This window comes from Citrobacter sp. C5_2 (assembly GCF_014596845.2).
In the GTDB taxonomy this organism is placed as follows: Bacteria; Pseudomonadota; Gammaproteobacteria; order Enterobacterales; family Enterobacteriaceae; genus Citrobacter; species Citrobacter werkmanii.
In genome coordinates this window covers 390665-404897 of the sequence record NZ_CP115032.1, presented here as the reverse complement: position 1 = coordinate 404897, position 14233 = coordinate 390665, and the positions used below count along the sequence as shown (strand labels likewise).

13 protein-coding genes are annotated in these 14233 nt (G+C 53.0%); 3 read left to right on the top strand and 10 right to left on the bottom strand.

Features of this window, described 5'->3' with window-relative positions; translation table 11 throughout:
* Positions 1–15: 15 nt before the first annotated feature.
* The 9 genes from dam to ICA20_RS01850 all read right to left on the bottom strand — a co-directional run bounded on the left by dam (position 16) and on the right by ICA20_RS01850 (position 7745).
* Positions 16–852 (bottom strand): adenine-specific DNA-methyltransferase, encoded by an 837-nt coding sequence (gene dam, locus ICA20_RS01890; RefSeq protein ID WP_038634842.1) that lies wholly within the window; start codon positions 850–852, stop codon positions 16–18.
* A 117-nt stretch (positions 853–969) separates the two neighbouring features.
* The gene (gene damX, locus ICA20_RS01885; RefSeq protein ID WP_038634845.1) at positions 970–2265 is read right to left on the bottom strand and encodes a cell division protein DamX; all 1296 of its coding nucleotides are present in this window, start codon (positions 2263–2265) and stop codon (positions 970–972) included.
* A 96-nt stretch (positions 2266–2361) separates the two neighbouring features.
* Positions 2362–3450: a 3-dehydroquinate synthase gene (gene aroB, locus ICA20_RS01880; RefSeq protein WP_038634848.1), complete on the bottom strand. Its 1089-nt coding sequence runs from the start codon at positions 3448–3450 to the stop codon at positions 2362–2364.
* A 57-nt stretch (positions 3451–3507) separates the two neighbouring features.
* Positions 3508–4029, bottom strand: coding sequence for a shikimate kinase AroK (gene aroK / locus ICA20_RS01875; protein WP_003023552.1), 522 nt, complete (start codon positions 4027–4029; stop codon positions 3508–3510).
* Positions 4030–4434: 405 nt separating this feature from the next.
* The gene (hofQ, locus tag ICA20_RS01870; protein ID WP_173781825.1) at positions 4435–5670 is read right to left on the bottom strand and encodes a DNA uptake porin HofQ; all 1236 of its coding nucleotides are present in this window, start codon (positions 5668–5670) and stop codon (positions 4435–4437) included.
* On the bottom strand, positions 5585–5998 hold the full coding sequence (locus ICA20_RS01865; RefSeq protein WP_038634853.1) for a HofP DNA utilization family protein: 414 nt from the start codon (positions 5996–5998) through the stop codon (positions 5585–5587). The genes hofQ and ICA20_RS01865 overlap by 86 nt, the downstream gene beginning before the upstream one ends.
* Positions 5988–6443 (bottom strand): hypothetical protein, encoded by a 456-nt coding sequence (locus ICA20_RS01860; protein WP_038634856.1) that lies wholly within the window; start codon positions 6441–6443, stop codon positions 5988–5990. The genes ICA20_RS01865 and ICA20_RS01860 overlap by 11 nt, the downstream gene beginning before the upstream one ends.
* Positions 6427–6966, bottom strand: a complete 540-nt coding sequence (locus ICA20_RS01855; RefSeq protein WP_038634859.1) for a PilN domain-containing protein — start codon at positions 6964–6966, stop codon at positions 6427–6429. Before ICA20_RS01855 ends, ICA20_RS01860 begins: the two co-directional genes overlap by 17 nt.
* A complete protein-coding gene (locus ICA20_RS01850; RefSeq protein WP_038634862.1) occupies positions 6966–7745 on the bottom strand; it encodes a DNA utilization protein HofM in 780 nt (259 codons plus the stop codon). The genes ICA20_RS01855 and ICA20_RS01850 overlap by 1 nt, the downstream gene beginning before the upstream one ends.
* Before the next feature lie 120 nt (positions 7746–7865).
* On the opposite strand from ICA20_RS01850, the gene mrcA reads away from it, so the two are divergent.
* Positions 7866–10418 carry a peptidoglycan glycosyltransferase/peptidoglycan DD-transpeptidase MrcA gene (gene mrcA / locus ICA20_RS01845; RefSeq protein ID WP_038634865.1) on the top strand — a complete coding sequence of 851 codons (2553 nt, stop codon included), beginning with the start codon at positions 7866–7868 and terminating at the stop codon, positions 10416–10418.
* A gap of 55 nt (positions 10419–10473) precedes the next feature.
* On the opposite strand, the gene nudE is transcribed toward mrcA, so the two are convergent.
* Positions 10474–11034, bottom strand: coding sequence for an ADP compounds hydrolase NudE (nudE, locus tag ICA20_RS01840; RefSeq protein WP_038634868.1), 561 nt, complete (start codon positions 11032–11034; stop codon positions 10474–10476).
* Positions 11035–11356: 322 nt separating this feature from the next.
* Here nudE and igaA point away from each other — a divergent pair, with 322 nt between their 5' ends.
* Positions 11357–13492, top strand: a complete 2136-nt coding sequence (gene igaA, locus ICA20_RS01835; RefSeq protein ID WP_038634871.1) for an intracellular growth attenuator protein IgaA — start codon at positions 11357–11359, stop codon at positions 13490–13492.
* Positions 13493–13554: 62 nt separating this feature from the next.
* On the top strand, positions 13555–14223 hold the full coding sequence (yrfG, locus tag ICA20_RS01830; RefSeq protein WP_038634874.1) for a GMP/IMP nucleotidase: 669 nt from the start codon (positions 13555–13557) through the stop codon (positions 14221–14223).
* Positions 14224–14233: the final 10 nt, after the last annotated feature.

Here is a 14233-nt window from a genome sequence, read left to right as displayed (position 1 = left end):
GCTTCTCCTTGAGAATTATTTTTTCGCAGGCGTTGCGACTCCTGGTTTATACAGCGCCAGCAGTTCGTTCACCTTTTTACGCGTGCCGCCATTGCTGCTGATGCTGCGCCGCACTTTGACCTGAAAATGTTTCGCTGCCCGGTACCACTCACGAGTATCAGGCGTGTCATGGTTCGAAATTAACACCGGAATCTGCTTACTGACCAGCTTTTCTGCCATCTCGGCCAAATGCGCCTGCTCTTTCGGGCTAAAGCTGTTGGTATGATACGCGGTGAAATTTGCCGTCGCCGAAAGCGGTGCATAAGGCGGGTCACAATAGACTACGGAGTTGATATCCGCACGGTCCATGCACTCTTCATAGGAAAGGCAATGGAACTCCGCATTCTGCGCTTTTTCAGCAAAATGGTATAACTCGGTTTCCGGGAAATAAGGTTTTTTATAACGACCAAACGGTACGTTAAACTCACCGCGCAGGTTATAACGGCACAACCCGTTGTAACCAAAGCGGTTCAGATACAGGAATAGCACTGCGCGGCGGAACGGGTCCTGGCAGGTATTAAATTCGTCCCGGAACTGGTAGTACACCTCAGCCTGATTAGTTTCAGGCATAAACAGCTCGCGCGAAGCCTGCACGTACTCATCGGTACGGGTCTTCACGATGTTATAGAGACTGATGAGGTCGCTGTTGATATCGGCAAGAATATAACGAGAAAAGTCGGTGTTGAGAAACACCGACCCGGCCCCTACGAAGGGTTCAATCAGACACTCACCCTGGGGTAAATGCCGTTTGATATCATCAAGCAGGGGGTATTTTCCCCCTGCCCATTTCAAAAAAGCGCGATTTTTTTTCATGCTGACTAACTAATTACACCTTCTCCGGCTGTGGAGAAAGCTCCGACAGCATCCTGCGCTTTAGTCTTTGTCCCGCAATTGGGCGAAACAGCAAACCATTGCAGAACATATCCTATCTTACTTCAAATCGGCCTGAACCTGGTGCAGCGGTTTTGCCCACGGATTTTTCGCCTGAATATCGGCGGGTAACGTAGACACTGCACGTTTCGCATCTTCTTTAGACGCATACACGCCCGTCACCAGAACATACCACGGTTGACCGTTACGCGTCGTCTGATACACCACGTAGTTCTTCAGGTTTTCTTTCTTCGCCCAACCGTTCAGGTTGTCGTAGTTAGAAGAACTGCTGAGCTGCAGCGTGTAATGGCCGGACGGCGCAGATTTTAACGCGCCAACATTTCCTGTACTTTTCGCTCCGCCAGCCACAGGCGTTGCCGTCGCGGTTGGCGCAGGTGTTGCAGTTTGTGCAGGCGTCGTCGTCGCGGTTGCTTTCGGTTCTGCTGTCGCTTTTGGCGCAGCGGTTACCACAGGCGCTTTAGTTGTAGTCGTCGGCGCAGTCGCGGCTGGTTTTGCCTGAGCAACAGGTTTAGGCTCTGTCGTCGTCGCTTTCACCGTGGTCTGCGGTTTGCTCTTCGGCTCAATGACGGCCTGTTTACGTTCCTGGTGCGTAGCAGCAGGACGTTCAACCGTTTCCGTTTTGGCAGTCTGGCGCGCAGCAGTACCATTACGAACTGGTGCGACGGTCGCAGGTTCGGTCGGCAGCGTAGAGTTCACCACGACGTTGTTAACCTGCTCCTGACCTTGCGGTTGCGTCAGCGCATTGTTCAGATCGCCCTGCACTTCAACACGCTGCTGACCTTCAGTTGCCGCAGGCGTCTGGCCTTGAGTTGGGGTAGAGGAAATCGGCGGCAGGGAAACATCCTGCTGGGTATTGCCCGCAGTCTGCTCAGCGCCCGTTGCAGGCGTATTCGTGTTCGCCTGATCCGTCGCATTGCTGCCAGAAAGATCGATGCTCTTCTCGCCAGACGCCGTCTGTTCACTGGAAGAAGATGAGGGGGCTTTCAGCGCAGAACCAATACCGATGATCAACAGCAGCAGCACCAGCACGCCCACACCCATCATCATATACTGACGAGAGGCAGGTTTACTGACCGCTTTCTTACGCTTGCGCGGACGACGTTCTACACGCTCTTCATCCACCGCATCGTCATCAGATTCATAGTCTTCTTCGATGTCCCGCTCTTCTTCACGCTCTTTACGTGCGCGCGCAGGACGGCGATCGTCAGCATCCAGATCAACATCATCAAAATTGATTTGCGGCTCATTATCGCGTTCAGACGATTGACGAGAACGACCAGTACGACGATCGCTGGGATCGGGTTTCAGCTCGTCTTCTGGTTTGAATTCATCCATTTAACACCCCACTCAAAGGTTAATGCTTACAACTTTGCACGTAACCTGAAGCTAAAAGACCTACGTTTCGCAACGTACGTCGGACCTTTCTTGTTGTTACGCCTGCTGGCAATCAGCAATAGCGTTAAGAACCACCTCGTGCGACACTCCGCCGCGCACTTCACTCTTCCCTATTGCCCGCGGAAGCACTAAACGAATTTCTCCCGCTAACACTTTTTTATCTCGCAGCATATGCGGTAAATAGGCCTCGGTGGACATTTCACGTGGCCCATTAACCGGTAAGCCTGCTCGCTGTAGCAGCGTAATGATGCGCTGCGTATCCGCAGAGCTAAACTGACCCAGACGTTCTGACGTACGAGCAGCCATTACCATACCTGCTGCGACAGCTTCACCATGTAACCAATTGCCATAACCCATTTCAGCTTCGATCGCATGGCCGAACGTGTGTCCCAGATTCAGTAAAGCACGTAAGCCCATTTCGCGCTCGTCTGCTGCGACAACTTCTGCTTTCAGCTCACAACAACGGCGAATACAGTACGCCATTGCCGGACCGTCCAGACGCAATAACGCGTCCAGATTGTCTTCCAGCCAGTTGAAAAACTCACCGTCAAGAATGATGCCGTATTTGATGACTTCCGCCAGCCCCGATGCCAGCTCACGCGCAGGAAGCGTTTTCAGACAATCGAGATCCACCACCACGGAGGCTGGTTGGTAAAACGCGCCAATCATGTTTTTACCGAGGGGATGGTTTACGGCGGTTTTGCCGCCGACGGAGGAGTCGACCTGCGACAACAGAGTTGTCGGGACTTGAATGAAACGAACACCGCGCTGGTAGCTGGCTGCCGCGAAACCGGTCAGATCGCCAATCACGCCGCCGCCAAGTGCGACTAACGTGGTATCGCGACCGTGCGGTTTTTGCAGTAACGCGGTGAAAACCGTATCCAGAACCGTCAGGCTTTTATACTGTTCGCCATCGGGAAGGATAACGCTATCAACGTTAACACCCGCCTGTTCAAGTACGCCGCGAACCTTATCGAGATACAGGGGAGCCAGGGTTTCGTTGGTCACCAACATAACCTGATCGCCCGATTTCAGCGGTAAGAATGAAGCTGGCTCATTGAACAAACCAGCCGCGATAGTGATAGGGTAACTACGTTCCCCGAGAGTGACTGTGATCCTCTCCATTACGCGACATCCACCTTAGTTACTTGTACCCGCAGACGAGTGTGTATTCGGCCAGAATTAGTTGCTTTCCAACATATGAATAATCTGGTTTGCTACGACTTTTGCGCTCTGATCGTCGGTGCGAATGGTCACGTCGGCAATCTCTTCGTACAGAGGATTGCGTTCGTCAGCCAACGCTTCCAGAACTTCACGAGGCGGTGATTCTACCTGCAGCAGCGGGCGTTTCTTGTCACGTTGAGTACGCGCAAGTTGTTTCTCAATTGTCGTTTCAAGATAGACCACGACGCCACGCGCGGAGAGACGGTTACGTGTTTCACGTGATTTTACAGAGCCACCGCCAGTTGCCAGCACAATACCCTGTTTTTCCGTCAACTCGTTGATGACTTTTTCTTCGCGATCACGGAAGCCGTCTTCACCTTCTACATCGAAGACCCAGCCCACATCAGCTCCGGTTCGTTTCTCAATCTCTTGATCAGAATCGTAAAATTCCATATTGAGTTGTTGAGCTAACTGCCGCCCAATAGTGCTTTTTCCGGCACCCATAGGCCCAACCAGAAAGATATTGCGTTTCTCTGCCATTTTTTCGGTACTACTAAGACTATTCGTTAATGGTAAACCCGCTTCGCAGACACCCAGCGCAGCAGGACATGAACTGAAACCTCATAAGATATTGCGAGAGTCAGACTGAAAATTATCTCAATACTCAAGCGGGTTTGGCAACTGAATAAATCACCAAACCCTACGCATTTCTGGTCGTGGCAGGCATGCAGCCCTGCAAACATCAGACATGGCGACGTATCGCGTAGTCCAATGACGGCAAAATAAGCCTATGACACACCACCAGAAAGGCAAAGCGTATTCATTGCCGCATAAGTAAAGAAAAGTACCGACGCTCAAATCGGTACTCCTTGTATGCTAAATACACCCCCACGTCAAATCCCTGAAACGTGTTCAGTGCAAAAACAACGGTTTTTCATGCATAAGTTATTCCGTTGACACCAGTCTGGGCGTAATAAAGACCACTAACTCACGACGCTCATCTTCTTTTCCATCGTGACGAAAAAGAGAGCCAAGCCAGGGGATGTCGCCTAACAACGGCACGCTGTCAGCCGCAGATTTATTTTTATGTGAAAAAATGCCGCCCAACGCAATCGTCTCTCCGCTTTTTACCTCAACCTGCGTTTCAATTTCCTGCTTATCGATAGCCAGAACTTCACCATCAGCTTGTTGTAGCACCTGCCCGGGGACATTCTGGCTGATATGCAGTTTCAGCCTGATTCGCCCTTTCTGCAAAACAGTGGGCGTAACCTCCATCCCCAGTACCGCTTCTTTAAACTCGACGGATGTCGCCCCGCTTTCTCCGCTGGAGACCTGATACGGGATCTCGCTGCCCTGCTTAATACTGGCAGGTTGCAGGTGAGAAGCCAGTAATCGCGGACTGGCGATGATATCAAGCTGCTGTTTTTGCTCCAGTGCCGACAGCTCCAGTTCCAGTAACCGACCGTTAATACGACCAATATTAAATCCCACACGGGATGTTGCTGTGGGCACCGAAAGATCGCTGGCAAGCGTAGTGACATTCCCCACCGCCCCCGGTTGTTGCCCGTCGGCCAGCGACCATTTAACCCCCAGCTCGCGCAAACTTTTTTCATTAATCGTGACGATATGCGCCGCCAGTTCGACCTGTTCAACGGGTAAATCCATTTGCGCCACCCACTTTTCCAGCGCGTTAAGCACAACGCTATTATCACGCAGCAGTAAGCGGTTGGTTCGTTTATCAACCGTCATACTGCCTTTAGCGCTCAGCAACTTCTCTCCGGCTTTTGCCAGCTCGGCGGCGTCAGCGTATTGCAAAATGATGCTGCGATGTTCCAGAGGCAGACTGGCCTGCATTCGTGCCTGCTCATTTTCCTGGTGGGCCGCATTTTCACTCTGCCATTGCATAGAATGCACATGCAGAATGTTGCCCTCCTGGCGTAGCACTAATCCGGCGCTTTTCACGACCGTTTGCAACGCCTGCTTCCAGGGCACATCTGTCAGATGCAGTGACAGCACCCCGCCGACATCCGGTGAAACCACCAGGTTTTTCTTTTCTTGTTCCGCCAGGGCCTGCAAAACCTGCACAACAGGCACATCATCCACCACCAGCGTTACGTTTTGCGGTTTTCCCGCCTGCCCGCTGAACACCGCGACCAGCAGCATCATGGCTATCCATCTCATCCATCGCTTCATTTACCGCTCCCTGTCGTTGCCACTGCCATTGAGCAGGCTCGCAGCTTTTCTCTGTGTTGAGAGTTAAGCTTTCAGCCGTTATCTGCGAAATCGTCCAGCCGTTTTTCAGGACGTCATTTCGCTCAACTCGCCGCCATTTGTGCTGCCCATCCTGCACGATGCCGATCGGTCGCTCACCCACGCTCACCATTCCCTGATAACGCCACGTGGACCACTCAGCTATCTGGCAAGGGTCCTCCGGCGGTAAGAAGGGATTACGCATACCGGTCAGGATCAGCACACTGATGCATGCCAACAGCCAGCGTTCAACCGTCATTCAGATGTTCCAGTTGTAGCGTTAACAGCAGGTCAGCGCCTTCTACACTGAGAGAAAAACGGCTGACGTTCATCCCTTGTTCCGCCAGTTGGACAAACACCGGCGGGATAGCCTCCCACGCAGGCCTCAGCGTCATCTCCCCGCCCTGAATGGCGGGTTGCCAGTGGACAAGACGTACAAGGGGCGTCTGAAACAGCAACGGAGAGAATGGAATAGACATCTCTTCAGCCTCTCCTGACGATGACGCCAGCAGATACAGGTTTCGCCATTGCGTCTGAATGGCAGCACGTTGCTGGTTTAGCGCCTCTTGTTGCATATCCCGCTGCCTGGCGGCGGGGTAAAGACATAGCGCGACCATCATAAGCAGCCCTAAAATCCAGCCGCATGCGCACATAACACGAAAGCGCAGCGACTGCGCGAGCCAGGCATCACAGAGCGTTATCATGCGTGTCACTCCGCGTCAGACGATAGTGGAATTGCCAACGCCCTTGGGCATCCTGCTGCGTTTCGCCGGGACGATTTAGCGTAAACAACGGCTGCTGGCGTAATTGCGTTTCCAGCGCCTTAAGGGCGGCAAAGTTCAGCGTATTTCCCGTCAGTTCCAGCGTCCCTTGCTGCCAGGTCATTTTGGTTAACCACGCCTGCTCCGGGAGTAATTCCGCCAGTTGTTGCAGAATCTTTTGCCAGCTTTGGGTCTGGTCACGCTGTTTGTTTCGCGCTTGTACCTGTTGCCATTGTTGCAGGCGCTGCTGCAAACGAGGCTTTAGCGCCGTCAGCGCCGCAATGCGCTTATTTTCAGCCTCTACCAGCAGGAGTTCGACCCGGTTTTCCACGCTAAAAACGCTGTTATAGATTAACGTCACGCCAATGCTCAGCAGTAGAGCAGCGCTAAAGAAGACGCCCCAGAAACGCAAACAGGTATACCGCCGAGTCTGACGCCAGGGCAGAAGATTGATGGTCGCTATCATCAATACGATCCTCCCATGGCCAGTCCTAATGCAATGGTAAAGCGGTGGCTGTGTGGTGGAATTGGCGGCTGGCGAACGGACACGACGTTTAAAGGATCGAATCCGCTGGGGTCGCATAGCGCAATAGCTGTCGGGGAAAGAGATAACGTTGCGGCGAGTTCGTCGAGACGGCCAATATCGCACGTCAATTTTCGCCCCCATGACGAGCGGGTCGCCCATAGCCACTGGGTCTCATCACGCCATACCAGACACTGTTGATGTTCGGGTAAATAAGGAATAAATCGTTGCAAGGCGCTGGCGTCCGGCGTAATCGCTTTAACCTGTACTTTCAGCGCTTGTATTAACGTCAGCAGCGTTGAAATCTCTTTGCTTTGCGCGGCAGTGACGTTAAACGCCGGGCTCAACGTGTCTTCGCTATAATCAAAATGCAGCGCATCCTGCGACATATCCAGTTCACGTGCCATCAAACCGGACAACCATGCGGTTTGCTCTGGCTCTCGCAAGGTCATTGCCGGACGAGGAAACTTTTTTTGTAACGTCCTGTTGGCGGGAAAGGAGAGATAAATATGATGTCGGCGAGGAAGCTCACGGCTCCACGGCAGTAGCGTTGCGACAAGCTGTTCTGGCTCACGAATGTGACCATCAACGATAACCTGAGGTGCCAACGGCATACGCCACCAGCGCTGTAGAAACCAACCGGTCGCGTCGCGAACGACAGCGACAGCCAGCGCTTCATGTTGCTGAATATGCAGACCAATTTTCCAGATATTAAAAGCCATTGCTGATGATCTCCGTATCACCCGTTGCTTTAACGGGTATATCAATGCGTCTGGCTTGCCTTTATACTACCGCGCGTTTGTTTATAAACTGCCCAAATGCCACTAAATGGGAAATCTCCAGTGAAGTTCGTAAAGTATTTATTAATCCTTGCAGTATGTTGCATCCTGCTGGGAGCAGGCTCGATTTATGGCCTCTATCGCTATATTGAGCCGCAATTACCTGACGTCGCGACGCTCAAAGATGTGCGTTTACAGATCCCGATGCAGGTTTACAGCGCTGACGGCGAGCTGATCGCGCAATATGGCGAGAAACGTCGAATCCCGGTCACGCTGGATCAGATGCCGCCAGTGATGGTCAAAGCTTTTATCGCCACAGAAGACAGCCGCTTTTATGAGCACCACGGGGTCGACCCGGTGGGGATCTTCCGTGCAGCCAGCGTCGCATTGTTCTCCGGTCACGCCTCACAAGGGGCGAGTACCATTACCCAACAGTTGGCGAGAAACTTCTTCCTGAGTCCGGAACGTACGCTGATGCGTAAGATCAAAGAAGTTTTCCTGGCGATCCGCATTGAACAACTGCTGAGTAAAGATGAAATCCTCGAGCTGTATCTGAACAAGATCTACCTGGGATATCGCGCCTATGGCGTGGGGGCGGCCGCGCAGGTCTATTTCGGCAAGACGGTCGATCAGCTCAGCTTAAGTGAGATTGCGGTGATTGCCGGTCTGCCAAAAGCGCCGTCAACCTTCAACCCCCTCTATTCGATGGATCGGGCCACCGCGCGACGTAACGTCGTGCTGTCGCGTATGCTGAGTGAAAATTACATTACGCAGGCCCAGTACGATCAGGCGCGCGGCGAGGCCATTGACGCCAACTATCACGCGCCGGAAATCGCCTTCTCTGCGCCGTATCTGTCTGAGATGGTGCGCCAGGAGATGTATAACCGCTATGGCGAGAAAGCCTATGAAGACGGGTATCGCATCACCACCACCATTACGCGCAAAGTGCAGCAGGCGGCCCAGCAGGCAGTACGTAACAACGTGATGGATTACGACATGCGCCACGGCTACCGCGGCCCGTCAAACGTGCTGTGGAAAGTGGGCGAAACCAGTTGGGACAGCAAGAAAATCACCGATACGCTGAAAGCGCTGCCAACATATGGACCACTGCTGCCGGCGGTTGTCACCAGCGCCAATCCGCAGGAAGCTATTGCCGCGCTGGCGGATGGCACATCAGTGTCATTACGGATGGATGGCATGCGCTGGGCGCGTCCTTACCGCTCGGATACTCAGCAAGGCCCGACGCCGCGTAAAGTGACAGATGTGGTACAGACCGGGCAGCAAATCTGGGTGCGCCAGGTTGGCGATGCCTGGTGGCTGGCGCAAGTGCCGGATGTTAACTCCGCACTGGTTTCTATTAATCCGCAAAACGGCGCGGTGTTGGCGCTGGTAGGGGGTTTTGACTTCAACCAGAGCAAGTTTAACCGTGCGACCCAGGCGCTACGCCAGGTAGGTTCCAACATCAAACCATTCCTCTATACCGCCGCAATGGATAAAGGTCTGACGCTGGCGAGCATGCTCAACGATGTGCCGATCTCCCGCTGGGATGCCGGTGCCGGTTCCGACTGGCAGCCGAAGAACTCACCGCCGCAGTATGCTGGTCCTATCCGTTTACGTCAGGGGCTGGGCCAGTCGAAAAACGTGGTGATGGTACGCGCCATGCGTGCTATGGGCGTGGATTACGCAGCAGAGTATCTGCAACGTTTCGGCTTCCCGGCACAGAACATAGTGCACACCGAGTCGCTGGCGCTGGGTTCCGCCTCGTTCACACCATTGCAGGTGGCGCGCGGTTACGCGGTGATGGCGAACGGCGGCTTCCTGGTCGATCCGTATTTCATCAGTAAGATCGAAAGCGATATGGGCGGCGTTATCTTCGAAGCGAAGCCAAAAATTGCCTGCCCGGATTGTGATATCCCGGTGATTTATGGCGATACTCAGAAATCTAACGTGCTGGAAAACAGTAATGTAGAAGATGTCGCCGTCTCGCAGGAGCAGCAGAATGCCGCCGTGCCTATGCCACAGCTTGAGCAGGCCAACCAGGCGTTGGTCGCGCAGAGTGGAACGCAGGAGTACGCTCCGCACGTGATCAACACGCCGCTGGCGTTCCTGATTAAAAGCGCGCTGAACACCAATATCTTTGGGGAACCAGGCTGGATGGGAACCGGCTGGCGTGCGGGCCGCGACCTGAAACGTCACGATATCGGCGGAAAAACCGGGACTACCAACAGTTCTAAAGATGCGTGGTTCTCCGGTTACGGACCAGGCGTAGTGACATCAGTATGGATCGGCTTTGACGATCATCGCCGCAATCTGGGTCACACGACAGTTTCCGGGGCGATCAAAGATCAAATCTCCGGCTATGAAGGCGGCGCGAAGAGCGCGCAGCCTGCGTGGGATGCTTACATGAAATCCGTGCTGGATGGTGTGCCCGAGCAGCCGCTGACGCCGCCGCCGGGTATCGTGACGGTCAATATCGATCGCAGTACCGGTCAACTGGCGAGCGGCGGTAACAGCCGCGAAGAGTATTTCATTGAAGGTACTCAGCCAACGCAACAGGCGGTACACGAGGTGGGGACAACCATTATCGATAATGGTGAGACACACGAACTGTTCTGATCAAAAAAGGCGCTTCGGCGCCTTTTTTATTGTTTGTGTATTAGTGGGATAGATATTAAAGCCGTCCCTGCCCTTTCAGCCATTCACGTACGAGGAACAACGCGCTCACATTACGCGCTTCGTGGAAATCAGGGTCTTCCAGCAAATCCATCATATGCGCGAGCGGCCAGCGTACCTGCGGTAATGGCTCAGGTTCATCCCCTTCCAGCGATTCAGGATAAAGGTCCTCTGCCACCACAATGTTCATTTTGCTGGAGAAATAAGACGGCGCCATGCTGAGTTTCTTCAAAAACGTCAGATCTTTCGCGCCAAATCCCACCTCTTCTTTCAGTTCCCGATTCGCCGCCTCAAATACGCTTTCACCGGGATCGATTAATCCTTTGGAAAAACCCAGTTCGTAGGACTCGGTCCCGACCGCGTATTCGCGGATAAGGATCAGGTGGTCATCCACAATCGGCACAATCATTACCGCTTCACGCGTGGAGGGCCGCATACGTTCATAAACGCGGCGTACGCCGTTGCTGAACTCAAGGTCCACGCTTTCGACCTTAAACAGCCGGGATTGGGCGACGGTTTCCACTTTCAAAATCGTGGGTTTTTGTAATGATTTGCTCATTGTGAGGGTCTTTGCTGTGAAATCTGGGGTCATTGTGCGATATACCGCACGGTTTCGGCAACGTGAATTGCCGTTTATTTACATTTATGTAACGTACTAAAAGTTAATCCCTATTTCAAATTAAAAGTCAATAGGTTGAAATAACTCCAGGAATTTGCTGATATTCCATTTTTAGTGATTTTGCTATGATTCGCATTTACTGGGCTGCGCTTTAAGATGCTCAAGTTCAACTCCACACTTGCCGATAGCCAACTAAAGAATCACGAATATTGAACAGGGTGCAACTGACCACGCCTGACAGACTAAGTAAGATGGGGAAAGCATGAGCACCATTCTGATTTTTTTAGCTGCTTTGCTGGCCTGCTCATTGCTTGCAGGGTGGCGACTCAGAACGAAATCCAGACAGAAAAATTTACCTTTGAGCAACGTCTTTTCAGACGCCTCTAAGCGTAAGCTTACGCCTGAAGAACGCAGCGCTGTCGAAAACTATCTCGAAAACCTGAGTCAAATTCAGCAAGTACCTGGTCCAACTGGCGCCAGTTCTGCGCCAGTATCGTTAACACTGAATGCCCAAAGTAACAGCGTTATTGTGCTTACGCACGCGATTACACGTTACGGTATTACCACCGACGATCCTAACAAATGGCGCTATTATCTTGATTCCGTTGAGGTGCATTTGCCGCCTTTTTGGGAACAATACATCAATGACGAAAACAGCGTTGAGTTGATTCACACCAATACGTTACCGCTGGTTATTTCGCTAAACGGCCACACCCTGCAGGAATATATGCAGGAAGCGCGTGGCTATGCGTTACAGCATACCGCCTCTACCCAGGCGTCCATTCGCGGTGAAGAAAGCGAACAAATCGAACTGCTGAATATTCGTCAGGAAACCCATGAAGAATATGCGCTCAGCCGCCCTTCTGGATTACGCGAAGCGTTACTGATCGCCGCATCATTCCTGCTGTTCTTTTTATGTTTAATCATCCCGGATACGTTTGTTCCGTGGGCAGTCGGTGGCGCGGTGCTGTTGCTCGGTGCAGGTCTGTGGGGGCTGTTCGCTCCGCCATCTAAAACCGCCCTGCGAGAAATTCATTGTCTGCGCGGGACGCCGCGTCGCTGGGGTTTGTTTGGCGAGAACGACCAGGAGCAAATTAACAATATTTCTCTGGGTATTATTGATCTGATCTATCCCCCTCACTGGCAGCCTTACATTGCGCAGGATCTTGGTCAGCAAACGGATATCGATATTTATCTCGATCGCCACGTTGTACGCCAGGGGCGTTTTTTATCCCTGCACGACGAGGTTAAAAATTTCCCGTTGCAACACTGGCTACGCAATGCCGTTATCGCTGGCGGTTCGCTGTTAGTGCTGCTGATGCTGCTGTTCTGGATCCCGTTGGATATGCCGATAAAATTCACCCTTTCCTGGATGAAAGGCGCACAGACTATCGAAGCCACCAGCGTGAAACAGCTTGAGAACGCGGGCGTCCGCGTGGGGGACACACTACACCTGAGCGGCACAGGTATGTGTAACATTCATACCCAGGGGAGCTGGAATACACAGCCCGCCACGCCGTTCATGCCTTTTGATTGCACGCAAATTATCTGGAATGACGCGCGCGCGCTACCGCTTCCGGAATCCGATCTGGTGAACAAAGCCACCGCGCTCACGCAGGCCGTAAGCCGTCAGTTGCACCCCAAACCAGATGATGATTCCCGCGTCAGCGCGTCGTTACGTTCGGCAATCCAAAAGTCCGGCATGGTGTTACTGGATGATTTTGGTGAAATTGTCCTGAAAACAGCCGATCTGTGCGCAGCCAAAGATGAATGCGTGCGCTTAAAAAATGCGCTGGTTAACCTCGGTAACAGTAAAGACTGGGCCGCTCTGGTGAAACGCGCTAACGCCGGAAAACTGGATGGCGTAAATGTGCTGCTGCGTCCGGTAAGCGCCGAGTCGCTGGATAATCTGGTCAATACCTCTACGGCGCCGTTTATTTCACGCGAGACGGCGCGAGCGGCCCAGGCGCTGAATAGCCCTGCCCCCGGCGGTTTTCTGATTATCAGCGACGAGGGCAGCGATCTGGTCGATCAGCCGTGGCCGTCAACCTCCCTGTATGACTACCCGCCGCACGAACAGTGGAACGCCTTCCAGCGTCTGGCCCAGATGCTAATGCAAACACCGTTTCGCGCGGAGGGGATCGTCACCAATATCTCTACCGACGCCAACGGTACCCAGCACATTGGCCTGCACCGAATCCCGGATCGTTCAGGATTATGGCGCTACCTTGGCACGACGCTGCTGATGCTCTCCATGCTCGGATGCGCTATCTATAACAGCGTTCAGGCATTCAGACGCTACCAGCGCCATCGCTCGCGCATCGCAGAAATTCAAAGCTATTACGAAAGTTGCCTCAACCCAACGCTGATTGACGACCCGGAAAGCCTGATTCGATAACACGCTCGCGCGCCAGGATATGCTACCCTGTCGCGCATCATGTTTTCTTCTGGGGGGGTTCCATGCATATCAATATTGCCTGGCAGGATGTCGACACCGTGTTGTTAGATATGGACGGCACGCTGCTCGATCTGGCATTCGATAACTATTTCTGGCAAAAACTGGTGCCGGAAACCTATGGCGCAAAGCAGGGTATCTCTCCCCAGGAAGCCCAGGACTATATTCGCCAGCAGTATCATGCCGTGCAGCATACGCTAAACTGGTACTGCCTGGATTACTGGAGCGAGCGCCTGGATCTGGATATTTGCGCTATGACAACGGCACAGGGACCACGCGCTGTTTTGCGTGAAGATACCGTACCGTTTCTTGATGCCTTAAAAGCCAGCGGCAAGCGCCGTATTTTGCTCACCAACGCGCATCCGCATAACCTCGCGGTGAAGCTGGAGCATACCGGTCTGGCCTCGCACCTTGATTTATTACTTTCCACCCACACATTTGGTTATCCCAAAGAGGATCAGCGGTTATGGCACGCTGTGGCTGAAGAAACGGGAATGAGTGCAGAGAAGACGCTGTTTATTGACGATAGCGAACCCATTCTCGACGCCGCTGCTCTGTTCGGCATTCGTTACTGCCTCGGCGTAACCAATCCCGACTCAGGTATTGCGGAAAAACAGTACGCACGCCATCCGTCATTGAATGACTACCGCCGACTGATCCCCTCACTGATGTGAAGGAGACGCC